The sequence below is a fragment of the Synechococcus sp. EJ6-Ellesmere genome (assembly GCF_024345875.1).
Classification (GTDB): domain Bacteria; phylum Cyanobacteriota; class Cyanobacteriia; order PCC-6307; family Cyanobiaceae; genus Regnicoccus_A; species Regnicoccus_A antarcticus.
The window spans coordinates 1-15,964 of the sequence record NZ_JAGQBY010000069.1 but is presented as its reverse complement, the minus strand read 5'-3'; the positions used below and the strand labels follow the sequence as shown (position 1 = coordinate 15,964).

Sequence of the window (15,964 nt, the reverse complement as noted above, 5' to 3'; positions counted from 1 at the left end):
GTGGCGCACCCGAGCTGATCCACTGGCGGATGTGTGGGACACCGTGCTGGTGCCCATGCTCGAGAAGGCGCCGCAGCTTGAACCCCAAACGCTGCTGCTGCACTTGGAGCGGACCTTCCCGGGCCAGGAGTGGTACCGGCGCAAGCGGACCCTGCAACGCCGCGTCGAGCAATGGCGGGCCCTGCACGGGCCGGCTCAGGAGGTGATGTTCCTGCAGGAGCACCGCGCCGGCGTTCTGGGGATCTCCGATTTCACCGTGCTCAAGGGCGAGCCGATCACGATCTGTGGGGAGGTGCTGGAGCACCGGCTGTTCCACTTCCGTCTGCCCTATTCGGGCTGGTGTCACGTGGCAGTGATCCACGGCGGTGAGAGCTTTGTCGCCCTGTCCGAGGCTCTGCAGAACGCTCTCGCTCTTTGCGGTGGGGTGCCGGCGGAGCACCGCACCGACAGCCTGAGTGCCTGCTTCCGCAACCGCGACGGCAGCTACGCGGGGGACTACACCAGCCGCTACCGCGAGCTCTGCTCTCACCTGGGCGTGATCGCCACCCGCAACAACCGCGGCGTCGCCCACGAGAACGGCGCGATCGAGGGTCCGCACCGGCACTGGAAACACCGACTGGAGCAGCAGCTGATCCAGCGCGGCAGCCGCGACTTTTCAACGGAGGCGGAGTACCGGCAGCTGGTGGCTCAGGTCACCGCCACCCTCAACAGCCGCTACCAGGTGCAGGGGAACCTGGAGATTGAGCAGCTGCACCTGCAGCCCCTGCCGGTGGAGCGCTTTGCCGACTACGAGCCGGTGGTGGCGCGGGTGCGGAGCACCAGCACGATCGAGGTGCGCTCGGTCACCTACAGCGTCCTCTCACGGCTGATCGGCCAGCAGCTGACGGTGCACCTGCGCCATGACCGGCTGGATCTGTTCCTGCGCAGCCAGTTCGTGGAGACCCTGCCGCGCTTGCACCGGCGAGCGGGCCAGAGTGGGCCACTGCGGCGGATCGATTTCCGCCATGTGATCGAGAGCCTCAGGCGCAAGCCAAGAGCGCTGTTGCGCGCCCAGCTGCAGTCCGACCTGTTCCCAGGAGAGAACTGGCGGCAGCTATGGCGCCAACTCCTGGCGGCCCTGCCGCCGGATGAGGCGGCCAAGGTCATGGTGGACGCCCTCCATGTCGCCGCCAAACAGGGCGACCTCGCCGATGTGGAGCGCTATCTGCGGCGTCAGCTGCGCCGCGGTGAGCTGTACCTCACTGCCTTGCGTGATCACTACGGCCTGCGCCCCCCCCGGGGCCTGGCGGCCATGCCACAGCTCGACATCCCTGAACACACCCTCAGCAGCTATGACGAACTCCTGGGTGGAACCCCCCAGCCGGCCGGCGCTGGAAACGGCTCTGCCATCCCTGTTGAAACAGTTGAAACTGCCCCAGTTCCGCAGCCAGTGGCAGGCAGCGGAGCAGCAGGCCACAGCCGATGGCTGGAGTCCAGCCAGCTACCTCTACGTGCTGGCGGAGCAGGAACACCAGCAGCGGCATCAGACCCGTCAGCGGCGGCTGTTGCATGAGGCCCAGCTGCCGGTCCCCAAGACCCTGGCGGAATACGACTGGAATGCCATCCCGGATCTGGAGCGTCCCCAGATCGAGCAGCTCGCCCACGACACCGGCTGGCTGGACCGCGCCGAGAACCTGCTGCTGTTTGGCCCCAGCGGTGTGGGGAAAACCCACCTGGCGGCTGGCATCTGCCGCAGCCTGATCGCCCTGGACCGCTCTGCACGCTTCTTCTCCGCCACCACCCTGGTGCAGGAGCTGCAGCGGGCCAAGGCCGACTACGCCCTGGCCAAGGCCCTGACCCGACTGGATCGCTTTGCCCTGCTGGTGATCGACGACATCAGCTACGTGCGCAAGGACGAGGCCGAGACCTCGGTGCTGTTTGAGCTGGTGATGCACCGCTACGAACGGAAATCCCTGTTGGTGACCAGCAACCAGCCGTTCAGCGAGTGGGAGAACGTCTTCTCCACCAGTGCCATGACGGTGGCGGCGGTGGACCGGCTGGTGGACCACAGCACGCTGATTCAGATCAGTGGCGAGAGCTACCGCCGCAAGCGGGCCCGCCGCCTTGGTCGCCCCAGCACGCGCTGATTCGTCGCCGCGACCAGGCGTCAATTACCCGCCAACTGCCAGCAACCCCTGGCGCCAGGTGCCGGTGATGGGCTCCGCGCTGCCGCCGGACCGTGGGGTCCGCCGGCTCGTGCGCTCCGCTGCAGCGCTCAGGCGGGACGACAACAAGAACGCCAGCCAACGGGCTTGACGTCTGGGGCCGACCAGAAGGTCCCTGCTCAATGGCAGAGGGCCGGGGCAAGGTGGGCCATCTGTCGTGTCGCCTGCGGTGGCTCTGTTTTTGCTGCCGCCTCCCCCTGCCATGGCAGGGGGAGAAGCGGGCGGAACCCGCCTACGTAATTGACGCGACCCGCCTACGTAGTTGACACCGGGCACTCAAGCGAGTTGACCAGGCCAGATGCGGCATCAACGCCGATATGGCAAAGCATTCCATAGGCGAAGCCTTCTGCGCAGCAGTGGAACCACTGCTCGCCCTTGGCCACCGAGTGCATTTCAGGATCTCTCTCCTTAGCCTTGTTCTAGTGGCTCCGCCACGCTCGGCCTGCGGCCTCGGTAAGGGTGGAGCTGGGGGCATTGATGATCGTGGCATCAAGGATCGTGCCTTCCCATGGCCTCCGGCCGACTTCGTCTACAGCATCACTCCCCTCTTGCTCAGCATCTGGTTCACACCCTCGAGGATCTGCTCGGCGATCCGGTGCTCTTCCAGCAGATGGCGAAAGTTGAGGATCGTCGTCTCATCAGGGATCCTCCCTTCCATCGTCTCGATCCCTGCGAAGCGGCGGAAGCAGGGCGTATCGATCAGCATCTCCTCCAAAGGAATCGGCGGACGGCCTCCTTTGCTGGACGGCTTGTGATACACGGGCTCAATCAAGGCCAGAAACGCCTCCCAGGGAACCGTGATCTCCATCTCATACAAGAAGCGCTGGCGACGCGTCCCCCTTTTGACGTAGATCTGCTCGTAGTCCGTGAAGCCCAGCTGGAGGGGGGCGGCCATCCGTTCCAGTCTCAGTCTTGGATCTGGATTGATTTTAGCGGGTTTTTCAGGGGTTCCTTAGTGGGTTTTTCTGGGGTTCCCAAGGCTTTGGAAGGACAATCATTCCTCCATCTATGGCAGCTCATGGATATCCTGGAACGGCAAAGTGAGGTCTGGAAACTGTTGCCTTCAGTCACCACGGGCCCGCATTCCGAGAATGCGCTCCATGGACAGAATGCCTATGTCCAGCAATTCTTTCACACCACAGAAGACACTCCGAATGGACTTCTGAATTCAGCCCGTTGATCGTGTTGTCACGACGCCAAGACGATCATGACGAAGATAAATGCTGGAACCTCCCAGTTGGTGCCGATACCCAATGGCTCGTCTGCCAGTCAGTTGATCCCGGAGCTGCCCTCCCCTCCGCCACCGTGTTCTGAATGGTGATCGCGCTGCCATGCTTCGGCAACAGCACGATCGATCTGTGAACCGCGAGCCCGGCCATCTCAGCAGCCCCCTCAGCCCAGAGCAACTGCGGGAGCTGATGCCCGCCCTGGCCAACAAGACCTACTTCAACTACGGCGGCCAGGGCCCCCTGCCCAACGCCTCGCTTGAGGCAATCACGGCCAGCTGGCGGACCATCCAGGAGCTTGGGCCCTTCACCGCCGACATCTGGCCGTGGCTTGAGGGGGAAGTGAGGAGTTTGCGGGGGGCACTGGCCGCGCTCTGCGGGGTGCCGCCGGAGCGCCTGGCCCTCACCGAGAACGTCACGAGTGGCTGTGTACTGCCCCTGTGGGGCCTGCCCTGGCAGGCGGGCGATGAGCTGCTGATCAGCGATTGTGAGCATCCGGGCGTGGTGGCGGCCTGCCGGGAGCTGGCCCGCCGCGAAGGGCTCAGCATCTCCACCCTGGCGGTGAAAGGGCTGCGGGGCGATCTGGCCAGTACCAATGCCTCGGTGCTGGAGGCCCTAGGGGCCAGCCTCACTCGCCGCACCCGCCTGGTGGTGCTCTCCCACCTGCTCTGGAACACCGGCCAGTTGATGCCGATCAAGGCCGTGGCCCACCGGCTGGAGCAGCACCCCAGGCGGCCATGGCTGCTGGTGGACGCGGCCCAGTCTGTGGGGAGCCTGCCGCTGGCGGAGCACGAGGCGGATACTGGCGGCGCTGGTGCGGCGGCCGTGGCCGACATCTATGCCTTCACCGGCCACAAGTGGTGCTGCGGCCCCGAGGGCCTGGGCGGAGTGGCGCTCTCGGAGCGGCTGCTGGCTGAGGCACAGCCCACCATGGGCGGCTGGCGCAGCCTTGCCCAGGAAAATGATCAAGGAAGCGCCTGGCATCAAGATGCCAGGCGCTTTGAGGTGGCCACATCCTGCGTGCCCCTGCTGGCCGGGCTGCGCCGGTCGCTGGAGCTGCTGGAGGCGGTGGCCCCGGCACCGGAGCGGCTGGAGCTGATTCAGAAGCGCAGCCAGCAGCTCTGGCATGGCCTGAGTCAGCTGCCGGGTGTGCACCCCCTCCTGGAGGTTCCACCTCCGGCTGGCTTGGTGAGCTTCGTGGTGGAGGGAGCCGCTCCAGGGGATCTGGTGAGCCAGCTGGGAGAGCGAGCCATCTGGCTGCGCACCCTCGACGATCCCCATTGCCTCAGGGCCTGCACCCACATCACCACCACGGGAGCGGAGCTGGAGGTGCTTCTTACGACCCTGGCCGAACTCACCAGGCCCACCTAGGAGCCTGTGAGCTCAGTCCTTCGGACCATCCAGCAGGTTGCGCTGCACCCAGCCGGCCAGCAGGGCGCCGACGATCGGCGCCAGCCAGAACAGCCACAGCTGACCCATGGCATCGCCGCCTGCCCAGAACGCCACGCCAGTGCTGCGGGCCGGGTTGACCGAGGTGTTGGTGATCGGGATGCTGATCAGGTGAATCAGCACCAGGCTGAGGCCGATCGGCACGCCGGCCAGGTCCTTGATCGCATCCTTGTGGGTGACCCCCAGGATGATGAGCAGGAAGATGAAGGTGAGAACCACCTCGATCACCAGAGCTGACACCAGGCCGTAACCACCGGGGGAGTGGGCCCCGAAACCGTTGGTGGCGAGGGGGTTGCTACCCGTCAGCTCGAAGCCGGGACGACCACCGGCGATGCCCAGAAGGAGGCCCCCAGCAATCAGCCCCCCCAGCACTTGGGCGGCGATGTAAGGAAGCAGCTGCGAACCAGGATGGCGGCCGCTGGCCCAGAGGCCGAACGTAACCGCTGGATTGATGTGGCAACCGGAGATGTGGCCGATGGCGTAAGCCATGGTCAACAAGGTGAGGCCGAAAGCCAGCGACACCCCAAGGAAACCGAGCCCGAGGGGATTGGCCCCGGCTTGGTCGTAAGGAAACACAGCGGCCAGGACAGCACTGCCGCAACCTCCGAACACCAACCAAAAGGTGCCGATCATCTCAGCGAGGAATTTCCTCGACATGGGCACGGGGGAAGACATGGAATCGCTAATTGAAGAACTCAACGTGGGGCAAGATACTCGACAGACTGATATCCATCAGCGAATTCCCCCTGATATCAATGGTTCTGTCACGCCCAGTTCGGCTCAGCTGAGCCGCGCCCGCAGGGCCTTCTCCGCCTCTTCCCGGTCGTCGAAGTGGACTTTGGTGGTGCCCAGGATCTGGTAATCCTCATGGCCCTTGCCGGCGATCAGCACCAGATCGCTCGGGCCCGCCATGGCGACGGCCGCCGCGATCGCCGCAGCCCGATCCACCTCCACCGTCAGGTCGGTGCCGGATGGAATGCCGGCCACCACGTCGTCGAGGATGCGCTGGGGATCCTCGGTTCGGGGGTTGTCGGAGGTCACCACCACCCGGTCGGCCAGGCGCGCGGCGATCGCGGCCATCTGGGGGCGCTTGCCCCGGTCGCGGTCACCGCCGCAGCCGAACACGCACACCAGCTGGCCCCTGGCGAAAGGACGGCAGGCCGCCAGCGCATTTTCAAGACCATCGGGAGTGTGGGCGTAGTCGACCAGCACCGCTGGCAGCTCAGCGGCCTCTGGGAGCACCACCCGCTCCATCCGTCCGGGAACGCCCCGGAAACTGGGGATGGCCTCCAGCAGCTGGGCCAGCGGCAGGCCCTGCTGCTGCAATACCCCCACCGCCTGCAGCAGGTTCATCAGATTGAAGCGGCCCACCAGGGGGGAACGGAACGCCCCGCATCCCAGGGGCGTGATCAGGGTGCCGCTCACCCCATCGGCGGCGAAGATCAGCTCGTCCAGACGCAGCTCGGGCAGAGCCTCGGGACCCACGTCAGCGCCCGCCACAGCCAGGGAACTGCGCCAGAGCCGCTCCCCCAATTGCCCCGAGAGCCGCTCGGCCAGCCGGGCGCCCCAGGGATCGTCGATGTTGACCACGGCAGAGCCATCCAGCAGCTCCGAGGAGAACAACCTCGCCTTGGCCTCGAAGTAGGCCTCCATCGAGGGGTGGTAGTCGAGGTGGTCCTGGGTCAGGTTGGTGAACACCGCCCCAGCGAAGTGACAGCCGGCCACCCGGCGCTGATCGAGGGCGTGGGAACTCACCTCCATGGCCGCCAGCTGAGCTCCGGCCTCCACCGCCCGGGCCAGCTGACCCTGCAGCACATCGGCGAAGGCGGTGGTGTGCGACGCCGTGACGCTGTGTCCCGGCCAGCGGTTGATCAAGGTGCCGAACAGGGCCGTGGACTGGCCGCAGCCGGCGCTGAGGTGCTCGATCAGGTGGGTGGTGGTGGTCTTGCCGTTGGTGCCGGTCACGCCGATCAGGGCCAGGCGCCGGCTGGGGTCATGCCAGAACGAGGCCGCCAGCCGGCCGGCCCATTCCGCCACGGGGTCCTCCAGCACCAGGACCGGATCGGCCGCCCCCGGCGGGCACTGGGCCGCCGCCGCCGGCCCGATCAACGCCGCCGCCGCCCCCCGCTCCAGGGCGGCGGGCCAGAAGCTGCCCCCATCCACCTGGCTCCCGGGCAGGCCGATGAACAGGGTGCCGGCGGCCACGCGGCGGGAATCGCAGCTCAGGCCGGTGACCACGGCATCAGGCAACTGGGCAGGAATCGCCACAGCGCAGTCCTGCAGAAGGGAATGAAGCAGCTGGGGCATCGGGAGGTGATCCCCTGGGGCGGGGACTGGCATTTTTGAGTTCGCGCAGTTTTAGGCGCTTGGAGGCGGGCCGGGCAGCTCGGCCAGACACTTCCACAGCCAGCGCTGGAGGCCATCGCCCCCCAGCCGCGGCCCCACCCGCGGCAACAGCTGCGGCCGCCCCTGCCGCAGCACCGCCAGCAGCGGTACCTCCAGCCCATAGCGGGCCTGCAGCTCGGGATCGTGGTCCACATTCACCACCTGCAGCGGTGGAGGTGGCACGAGGGCCCGCAGGCGCTCTTCCAGGCCCTCGCACAGGCAACAGCCATCGCGGCTGTAGAGCAGCAGCTCTGGCAGGGGGGCGGCGGGCAGATTCACTCGGGCACCGGATCGCAACCGCAGGGGGTGAAGGGGTGGCAGCGCAGCAGGCGCCTCAGGGTGAGCCAGCCCCCCCGCCAGGGGCCATGGCGCTGGATCGCCTCAAGGCCATAGGCGCTGCAGCTGGGGATGAAGCGGCAGCGGGGACCGAGAACGGGCGAGATCCAGCGGCGGTAGCCGGAGATCAGCGCGAGCAGGGCCACCTGCAACCCCTGGCTGAGGGCGGAGAAGCCAACGGATAAGATCGACAACTGTCGTTGCACGACCGGGTGCCTGGAGGATGCCTCCAGCATGCTCCCCGGACGGCCTGGCCCACGGTCAGCCTGCGCGCTTCGTTCCAGAACCCCGTCCTCTGTTCCTGTCTGCATGTCTCGCTACCGCGGCCCTCGCCTGAGGATCACGCGGCGCTTGGGAGACCTTCCCGGTCTCACCCGTAAGTTCGCCAAGCGGGCTTATCCCCCCGGTCAGCACGGCCAAGCCCGTCGCAAGCGCTCCGAATACGCCATCCGTCTCGAAGAGAAGCAGAAACTTCGCTTCAACTACGGCATCTCCGAGCGCCAGCTCGTGCGCTACGTGAAGAAAGCGCGCGCCCAGGAGGGTTCCACTGGAACCAACCTGCTGAAGCTGCTGGAGAACCGCCTCGACAACATCTGCTTCCGCCTCGGCTTCGGCCCCACGGTGCCCGGTGCCCGCCAGCTGGTGAACCACGGCCAAATCACGGTGAACGGCCGTGTGGTCGATGTGCCCAGCTACCAGTGCCGTGCCGGCGACGTGATCGTGGTGCGTGAGCGCAAGGCCAGCCGCCAGCTCGCCGAAGGCAACCTGGAATTCCCGGGTCTGGCCAACATCCCCCCCAACCTCGAGCTCGACAAGAACAAGTTCACCGCCAAGGTGAACGGCCGGATCGAGCGCGAGTGGGTGGCCCTCGAGATCAACGAACTGCTGGTGGTTGAGTTCTACAGCCGCAAGGTCTGATCTCGCCCACCCCAATCCCCGTCTGGAGCCTTCGCACCCTGTGCAGGCTCCAGACGGGTTTTTTCTTCGCAGCCGCCGGGCAGGGGATGGTGCCCCTCTGCCCGGGGGCACTGGAGTTCAGCCGCCGATCAGGGCTTCCAGCGCGGCAGTCACATCAGCCTCGCGCATCAGGGCTTCACCCACCAGCACCGCATCGGCGCCGGCCCCCATCACCCGATCGAGATCATCGCGGCTGCTCAGCCCCGATTCGCTCACCAGCAACGCTCCCTTCTGCCGCAGGCGATCGCCGTAGCGGGCCATCAGCTCCGCTGTGGTGGCCAGATCGGTGTGGAAGCTGGTGAGATCGCGGTTGTTGATGCCGATCATCTCCACGCCCTCAAGCGCCAGCGCCCGCTCCATCTCAGCGGCGTCATGCACCTCCAGCAGTACCGCCAGGCCAAGGGCGTGGGCCACCCTGAGCAGGTAGATGAGGTCCTGGTCGGAGAGGATGGCGGCAATCAGCAGAGCGGCATCGGCCCCGGCGGCGCGGGCCTGATACAGCTGGTAGGGCGTGAGGATGAAGTCCTTGCAGAGCAGGGGCAGCTCCACCGCCTGGCGCACGTCAACCAGCACCTCGAAGCCCCCCTGGAAGAAGGCCTTGTCGGTGAGCACCGAGAGGCAGCTGGCGCCGCCGGTCTGGTAGCCGAGGGCGATAGCCACAGGATCGAAATCCTCACGGATCACGCCCTTGCTCGGGCTGGCCTTCTTCACCTCGGCGATCACGGCCGGCTTGCGGCAACTGGCCCGCAGGGAGGCCACGAAGTCGCGGCAGGAGGGGAGTTCCGCCACCTGCTGCTTGAGTTTCTCAAGGGGCACACGCTCGCGCGAAGCGGTCACCTCCCGGTCCTTCTCCCAGACGATCTCCTCGAGGATGTGGCGCGGAGCCGCCTCCTCATGGGGAATGCCGAATTGCATGTGGGCCACCCGCACGGGGGGATTGGGCGGGCGACGACGGATCTCCAAGGGCTGACGGCAACGAATGCTGGACTCAGATCGTAGGAGCGGTGGACGCCGAGATCTCCTGCGACAGTCCTGCCTGGTGGACCGTCAGACCAGGGCGGTCAGACCAGGGCCGCGGCCGCCTGCTTGTAGGCCACCTCGACCACTTCGCTCAGGGTGGGGTGGGTGTGCACCTCGTTGGCCAGCTCGCGCACGCTCTGGCGCCGGGCCACGGCATTGGCGATCTCCTGGATCAGGTCGGCGGCATGCAGACCGTAGATGTGGGCCCCCAGCACCTCACCGCTGGAGCGGTTGAACAGCAGTTTCATCAGACCGTCGCTTTCGAGCTCCGCCAGCGCCTTGGAATTGGCCTTGAAGTAGCTGCGCACCAGGCCCAGCTCGAAGCCATCGGCGGCGGCGAGCTCCTTGGCGTCGGCTTCGCTCAAGCCCACGGAACTGATCTCGGGATGGGTGAAAGTGGCCGCCGGAATCGAGCGGTAATCGATCAGGCGCTGGTGGCCCAGGATGTTGTCCACAGCCACGCTCCCCTGGGCGGCAGCGGTGTGGGCCAGCATCATCTTGCCGGTCACATCGCCCACGGCCCAGAGATGCGGCACGGGGTTGCCATCCACCAGCACCCGCATGGCCTCATCCACCGGAATGAAGCCGCGGTTGGTCGTCACACCGACGCTCTCGAGGTTGAGGTCCTTGCTCACGGGCACCCGGCCTGTGGCCACCAGCACCGCATCCACCTCCAGGGTCTCCACCGGCTCGCGGCTGGCCATCTCCACCAGCTCGATCCGCACCGGCGATCCCGGGGTCACCGTCTTGGCCAGCACTCCGGAGCGGGCGTCGATGTCGCGGCCATCGATCAGCTTGCGCGCGGCGATCTTGGCGATGTCGGGATCGAAGGTGGGCATCACCCGATCGAGGGCCTCGATCATCGTGACCTCACAGCCGAGGGCCGTATAGACATCGGCGAATTCCAGGCCGATGTAGCCACTGCCGATGATCGCGATCCAGCGGGGAAGCCACTCCAAGCTGATGGCCTCGTCGCTGGTGAAGACGGTGCGGCCGTCGGTTTCGATTCCGGGCGGTACGAAGGGATCGGAGCCGGTGGCGATGATCACGTCGCGGGCGGAATACACCCGCTCGATGCCGCTGGCTTCGCGCACCGCCACCCGCTGGGGACCCTCCAGCCTGCCCTTGCCCCGCAGGATCGTGGCGCCGGCACGCTCCAGCGTCTTGGTGAGGTTGGTGCGGATCGTGGCCACCAGCTGGTTGGCGTGGTCGGCGATCTTCTGGCGCTCGAAGCGCACCGGAGCTGCGTGGATGCCGAAGCCGCGCAGGTGCTCGGCGTCGGCCAGCTCGCGCACGCGGCCGCTGGCGGCCAGCAGGGCCTTGGAGGGCACGCAGCCCCGGTTCACGCAGGTGCCGCCCATGTCACGCGACTCCACGATCGCTGTGCGCAGGCCATGGTCGGCGGCATGCTTGGCGGCGTCGAAGCCGCCATAACCGGCACCGATCACGATCAGATCGAAGTCAAAGCTGGCTGCACTGGCGTCGCTCACCTGGGCTGCTGCGGTTGTTGCCCCGCATTCTCCCCCGTCAGCTGACGCCAGCGCTCCAGCAGCAGCGGCGCGGCGGCCACCGCCACGTTCAGCGATTCCACCGCCCCGCTGTGGGGAATGGTGACCTGGTGGCTGCTGGCCGCCAGCAACTCCGGCGCCAGCCCGGCCCCCTCGTTGCCGAGCAGCAGCACCGTGGGGAGGGTCCAGTCGAGCTGCCAATAGGGAATTCCACCGTCCACCACCGAGGCCACCACCTGAACACCGTCTGTGCGGGCGGACTCCAGGCGGGGCAGCAGCTGCTCGAGCCGGCGGCAGGGCAGGGCCAGGGCCGCGCCAGCGGACGCGCGCAGCACCTTGGGCTGAAAGGGGTCGGCCCCCTCGGCCTGCCAGAGCTCCTCCACCCCCGCCGCCAGGGCGGTGCGCATCAAGGTGCCGAGGTTGCCGGGATCCTGGAGACGATCGAGCGCCAGCACGAAATCAACACGCTCGCAAGCCGGCGGCTCCGGCCACGGCAGTGTCAGCACCACCCCATCGGGATGGGCGGTGGTGGCCACTGCCTCAAGGACGGGCTCAGCGACCGGTTGCAGCAAGGCAGCCATGCGCGGGTGGCCCTCCAGAAGGGAGCGGTGACGCTCGATCCAGCCGGGGCTGGCCAGCACCTGACTGGGCCGCAGGCCCAGGCGCAAGGCCTCCTCCAGCAGATGGGTGCCCTCCAGCAGCAGCAGGCCCTGCTCACGGCGGCCACGGGGCTGGTGAAGAGCGCGAAACCGGCCCACAAGCGGATTGCGGCGGCTGGTGATCAGCTCACGAGCCTGGGGGACCCAGGGGGACCCTTCGCTGGCCTCAGAACGACTGACGGCGGCGCACATGCATGGGGTCCTTGATCAGGATCCCGGACTCTTCAAGATCGACACCCCGGATCGAGGCCACTTCACCCTCGATGCCCTCGCTGCTGAGGTTTTCCACCAACCGGCTCACCACGATGTCTTCGATGGTGGATTCATCCATGCCATCGGGGGTGAGACTCTCGAGAAACTTGCCGATCTTCTTGGCAACAACTTCAGAAGAATTCGTGATCTTAATGACAATCATGGGTGAGGCTGCACCACGGCTAGAAGCACTGGCCCCGGCAGGGGGGAGATGAGGGCGTGGGCTGGGCTGGGGAAAAGTGCGGATGGGGAGACTTGAACTCCCACGACATTGCTGCCACTAGTACCTGAAACTAGCGCGTCTACCAATTCCGCCACATCCGCTGGCGTGCCGCCGAAGCGACCGAGAAACCTTAAATCACGGAGGGCCGCACAGACCAGCGACACGACAGCCCAGACCCCGCGCTGGAGGCGATCAGGCAGACTTGCAACCAACCATGACAGTTCCTTGGGCGGACGCCTAGACGGTCGCCGGCTTGGTTGTCAAGATTCCGGAACCAAAAGTCGGCCCGAACGCCATGACCCTGACCGTCGCACCGACGCCCACCTCCCTGCTTGCCCCCCAGCTGGAGATCATGGGTGGACGACGGCTCTCCGGTGAGGTTCGGGTCAGCGGTGCCAAGAACTCCGCCCTGGTGCTGATGGCGGCTTGTCTGCTCAGCCGCGACACCCTGCGCCTGACCAACGTGCCCCCCCTGACGGACATCGCCGGGATGGGAGAGATCCTCACCGCGCTTGGTGTTCGCGTCAAACGAGGTCTCGACTGGGTGGAGCTCGACGCCAGCCACCTGAGCCAGTCGACTCCTCCTTATGAACTGGTGAACAGTCTGCGGGCGAGCTTCTTCTGCATCGGCCCCCTGCTCGCCCGGCTCGGCATGGCCAAGGTCCCCCTGCCGGGCGGCTGCAAGATCGGCTCCAGGCCCGTCAGCGAGCATGTCAAAGGCCTCAAGACCCTCGGTGCCCAGGTGAGCATTGAGCATGGAGTGGTTTCGGCCGCCGTGCCGGGCCGCAGCCTGCGCCTCACGGGTGGCCGCATCCACCTGGAATGCCCCAGCGTCGGTGCCACCGAAACCCTGATGATGGCCGCCGCCCTGGCTGAGGGGGAAACGGTGATCGAGAACGCTGCCCTTGAGCCTGAGGTGGTGGATCTGGCCGGCCTGCTCAACGCCATGGGCGGCCGAGTCCAGGGCGCCGGCACTCCCACGATCGTCATCGATGGCGTCGATCGCCTGCACGGAGCCGATTACGCCGTGATCCCCGACCGCATTGAAGCCGGCACCTTCCTCCTGGCCGCCGCCATCACCCGTTCCGCCCTGCGCGTCACCCCGGTGATCCCCGATCACCTCGGCGCCGTACTCAACAAACTGGTGGATGTGGGCTGCGAGCTGATTCCCGACGGCGAGGGCATGACCCTGCGCGCCGAACACATCCAGGCCGTCGACCTGCGCACCCAACCCTTCCCCGGCTTCCCCACCGATCTGCAAGCCCCGTTCATGAGCGTGCTGGCCACCGCGCGGGGCACCAGCATGGTGGTGGAGAACATCTTCGAGAACCGCCTCCAGCACGTGGCTGAACTGCAGCGCATGGGCGCCGACATCCGCATGCAGGGCAACACCGCCCTGGTGGAGGGGGTGGCCCGTCTCAGCGGAGCTCCCGTGCAGGGCACCGACCTGCGCGCCTCGGCCGCGATGGTGCTGGCCGGCCTGGCCGCTGATGGCATCACCACCGTTCAGGGACTGGAGTTCCTTGATCGGGGCTACGCCGATTTCGAAGGCAAGCTCAACGCCGTCGGCGCCTCGATCAGGCGCCTGGAGTCCTGAACTTTCTCCTGCCCGCGTAAAGTGGCCCCTGCGGGAGCGTGCCGGAATTGGTAGACGGACTCGACTCAAAATCGAGCGCCCTCGGGCATGTGGGTTCAAGTCCCACCGCTCCCATCACCCTGCCTCGGGCCAGCCAGCCCCCTCCCCAGCCCCAGGCACCGCTGGCGGTGGCTCACACCCCGGTTTCGGCGGTGATGTTCACCTATGCCCCCCTGCCTCCCCCGCCCGTCCAAGGCCGGGGGGGGTGGGTCCGTGACCAGCACGGGCGTCGCTACCTCGACTGCGTGGCCGGGATCGCCACCTGCACTCTCGGCCACAGCGACAGAGTGATGCGGCGGGCCCTGGGCAAACAGCTGGGCCGGCTTCAGCACGTCTCCAACCTCTACAAGATCCCCGAGCAGGAGGAACTGGCCCGCTGGATCGTTGGGCGCAGCTGCGCCGACCGCGTCTTCTTCTGCAATTCCGGCGCCGAAGCCAATGAGGCCGCCATCAAGCTGGCCCGCAAGCACGGCCATCAGGTGCGTGGGATCGAGCGGCCGCTGATCCTCACAGCCCAGGCCAGTTTCCATGGCCGAACCCTGGCGACCGTGAGCGCCACCGGTCAACCCAAATACCACAAAGGCTTCGAGCCGATGGTGGAGGGATTCCACTTTTTTCCCTACAACGACACCGCCGCCTTCGAAGCTCTGCTCAGCCGCAGCGAAGCCGACGGTCCACGGGTGGCGGCCGTGATGCTGGAGCCCCTGCAGGGGGAGGGGGGCGTCAACCCCGGCGATCCGGCCTTCTTCCAGCGGGTGCGCCAGCTCTGCGATCAGCACCGCATCCTGCTGATCTTCGACGAGGTCCAGATCGGCATGGGCCGCAGCGGCTGTCTCTGGGGCTACGAAAAACTGGGCGTCGAGCCCGATGCCTTCACCACGGCCAAGGGGCTGGGCGGGGGCTTCCCGATCGGCGCCCTGGCGGTGAAGCAAGCCTTCGATCACTTCCGTCCCGGCGACCACGCCAGCACCTTCGGGGGCAACCCCCTGGCCTGCCGCGCCGCCCTGACCGTGGCCCAGGAGCTGGAGCGGCGGCTTCTGGTGCCCCACGTGCAGCGCATGGGCGAGCTGCTGCAGCAGTTGCTGGCTGAGCTGGTGAGCCGCCACCCCCAGCTTCTGGAGGGGGTGCGTGGCTGGGGCCTGCTCCAGGGCCTGGTGCTCAGGCCGGAAGCCCCCACCGCCCCGCAGATCGTGCAGTCGGCGCTTGAGAAGGGCTTACTGGTGGTGCCCGCCGGTCCAAGGGTGGTGCGGCGGGGACCGCCCTGACTGCCTTCAATCCGGTGCCAGCCATCGATTCGTTCGCCGATCTGATCGAGCCGTTCAGCCGCCGCGGTGTTGACCTGGGACTGGAGCGGATGCGCAGGGCCCTGGCGGAGCTGGGCCATCCCGAGCGCCGCTTCGCAGCGGTGCAGGTGGCGGGCACCAACGGCAAGGGATCGATCTGCACCCTGGTGCACGCAGCCCTGCTGGCCAGTGGCCTGCAGGCCGGGCTCTACACCTCTCCCCACCTGGTGAGCTGGTGCGAGCGGATCCAGCTGGGGGACCAACCGATCACCGCCCCGGAGCTGCGCCGGCTGCTGAGCGATCTGCAGCCCCTGGCCCGGCGTCACGATCTCACCCCCTTCGAGCTGGTGACCCTGGCGGCCTTTCAGGCCTTCGCCGAGGCAGGCCTCGATCTGGTGGTGCTGGAGGTGGGCCTGGGGGGACGGCTGGATGCCACCACCGTCCATCCCGAGCGCCAGGTGCTGGGCTTCGCCGCCATCGGCATGGACCATGCCGAAGTGCTCGGCTCCAGCATCGCGGCCATCGCCGCTGAAAAAGCGGGGATCTTCAGCCGCGGCAGCCTGGCGGTGAGCGGCCCTCAGCACCCCGAGGCCGCTTCCGTGCTGCGCCGGCGCGCCGTCGAGAGCGGGAGCAGCTTGCGCTGGGTCGACCCGCTCGCCACGGCCGAGGGGGATCTGGTGGCCGGGCATCTGCGCTGGCGCAGCGGCCTGCCCGGACTGGTGCAGCGCCACAACGCAGCCGTGGCCCTCGGCCTGGTGCAAGCCCTGCGCCAACGGGGCTGGACGATCCCCGATCAGGCCATCGTTGAGGGGTTCGAGGCAGCCCG

At 67.1% G+C, this 15,964-nt stretch carries 15 protein-coding genes, 2 tRNA genes and 1 pseudogene; 8 read left to right on the top strand and 10 right to left on the bottom strand.

The window, feature by feature from the left end:
- Positions 1–55: 55 nt before the first annotated feature.
- Both KBY78_RS09030 and istB read left to right on the top strand, forming a co-directional pair.
- Positions 56–910 (top strand): annotated as a pseudogene (locus tag KBY78_RS09030) (IS21 family transposase); the annotation flags it as partial.
- Between the two features lie 493 nt (positions 911–1,403).
- Positions 1,404–2,126, top strand: coding sequence for an IS21-like element helper ATPase IstB (istB, locus tag KBY78_RS09025; protein WP_255143304.1), 723 nt, complete (start codon positions 1,404–1,406; stop codon positions 2,124–2,126).
- Positions 2,127–2,733: 607 nt separating this feature from the next.
- On the opposite strand, the gene KBY78_RS09020 is transcribed toward istB, so the two are convergent.
- A complete protein-coding gene (locus tag KBY78_RS09020) occupies positions 2,734–3,099 on the bottom strand; it encodes a transposase (RefSeq protein WP_255143303.1) in 366 nt (121 codons plus the stop codon).
- Between the two features lie 523 nt (positions 3,100–3,622).
- Here KBY78_RS09020 and KBY78_RS09015 point away from each other — a divergent pair.
- Positions 3,623–4,801, top strand: a complete 1,179-nt coding sequence (locus KBY78_RS09015; protein WP_255143306.1) for an aminotransferase class V-fold PLP-dependent enzyme — start codon at positions 3,623–3,625, stop codon at positions 4,799–4,801.
- A gap of 12 nt (positions 4,802–4,813) precedes the next feature.
- On the opposite strand, the gene aqpZ is transcribed toward KBY78_RS09015, so the two are convergent.
- From aqpZ to yidD, 4 genes are all read right to left on the bottom strand, one after another.
- The gene (aqpZ, locus tag KBY78_RS09010; RefSeq protein ID WP_006170229.1) at positions 4,814–5,536 is read right to left on the bottom strand and encodes an aquaporin Z; all 723 of its coding nucleotides are present in this window, start codon (positions 5,534–5,536) and stop codon (positions 4,814–4,816) included.
- 123 nt (positions 5,537–5,659) lie between these two features.
- A complete protein-coding gene (locus tag KBY78_RS09005; protein WP_255143302.1) occupies positions 5,660–7,186 on the bottom strand; it encodes a UDP-N-acetylmuramoyl-L-alanyl-D-glutamate--2,6-diaminopimelate ligase in 1,527 nt (508 codons plus the stop codon).
- Positions 7,187–7,237: 51 nt separating this feature from the next.
- Positions 7,238–7,543, bottom strand: coding sequence for a glutaredoxin family protein (locus KBY78_RS09000; RefSeq protein ID WP_255143301.1), 306 nt, complete (start codon positions 7,541–7,543; stop codon positions 7,238–7,240).
- Entirely contained in the window at positions 7,540–7,836 is a 297-nt protein-coding gene (yidD, locus tag KBY78_RS08995) for a membrane protein insertion efficiency factor YidD (RefSeq protein ID WP_255143300.1), read from the bottom strand. The genes KBY78_RS09000 and yidD overlap by 4 nt, the downstream gene beginning before the upstream one ends.
- A gap of 73 nt (positions 7,837–7,909) precedes the next feature.
- On the opposite strand from yidD, the gene rpsD reads away from it, so the two are divergent.
- Positions 7,910–8,518 carry a 30S ribosomal protein S4 gene (rpsD, locus tag KBY78_RS08990; protein ID WP_255143299.1) on the top strand — a complete coding sequence of 203 codons (609 nt, stop codon included), beginning with the start codon at positions 7,910–7,912 and terminating at the stop codon, positions 8,516–8,518.
- A 117-nt stretch (positions 8,519–8,635) separates the two neighbouring features.
- Here rpsD and trpC read toward each other — a convergent pair whose 3' ends face one another.
- The 5 genes from trpC to KBY78_RS08965 all read right to left on the bottom strand — a co-directional run bounded on the left by trpC (position 8,636) and on the right by KBY78_RS08965 (position 12,320).
- On the bottom strand, positions 8,636–9,520 hold the full coding sequence (trpC, locus tag KBY78_RS08985) for an indole-3-glycerol phosphate synthase TrpC (RefSeq protein WP_037979414.1): 885 nt from the start codon (positions 9,518–9,520) through the stop codon (positions 8,636–8,638).
- A gap of 98 nt (positions 9,521–9,618) precedes the next feature.
- The gene (gene lpdA / locus KBY78_RS08980; RefSeq protein WP_255143298.1) at positions 9,619–11,067 is read right to left on the bottom strand and encodes a dihydrolipoyl dehydrogenase; all 1,449 of its coding nucleotides are present in this window, start codon (positions 11,065–11,067) and stop codon (positions 9,619–9,621) included.
- Positions 11,064–11,936: an RNA methyltransferase gene (locus KBY78_RS08975; protein ID WP_255143297.1), complete on the bottom strand. Its 873-nt coding sequence runs from the start codon at positions 11,934–11,936 to the stop codon at positions 11,064–11,066. Before KBY78_RS08975 ends, lpdA begins: the two co-directional genes overlap by 4 nt.
- Complete coding sequence (locus KBY78_RS08970) at positions 11,911–12,159, bottom strand: hypothetical protein (protein ID WP_006170221.1); 249 nt, start codon at positions 12,157–12,159, stop codon at positions 11,911–11,913. Before KBY78_RS08970 ends, KBY78_RS08975 begins: the two co-directional genes overlap by 26 nt.
- Positions 12,160–12,236: 77 nt before the next feature.
- Positions 12,237–12,320: transfer RNA gene (locus KBY78_RS08965), tRNA-Leu, on the bottom strand.
- A gap of 194 nt (positions 12,321–12,514) precedes the next feature.
- On the opposite strand from KBY78_RS08965, the gene murA reads away from it, so the two are divergent.
- The 4 genes from murA to KBY78_RS08945 form a co-directional block, all read left to right on the top strand.
- Positions 12,515–13,816 (top strand): UDP-N-acetylglucosamine 1-carboxyvinyltransferase, encoded by a 1,302-nt coding sequence (gene murA / locus KBY78_RS08960; RefSeq protein ID WP_255143296.1) that lies wholly within the window; start codon positions 12,515–12,517, stop codon positions 13,814–13,816.
- Positions 13,817–13,848: 32 nt separating this feature from the next.
- Positions 13,849–13,930, top strand: a tRNA-Leu gene (locus tag KBY78_RS08955).
- Between the two features lie 80 nt (positions 13,931–14,010).
- Positions 14,011–15,120 (top strand): aspartate aminotransferase family protein, encoded by a 1,110-nt coding sequence (locus KBY78_RS08950; RefSeq protein ID WP_255143305.1) that lies wholly within the window; start codon positions 14,011–14,013, stop codon positions 15,118–15,120.
- 14 nt (positions 15,121–15,134) lie between these two features.
- Positions 15,135–15,964: Mur ligase family protein (locus tag KBY78_RS08945; RefSeq protein WP_255143295.1), on the top strand; the 830-nt coding region annotated here is incomplete at its 3' end.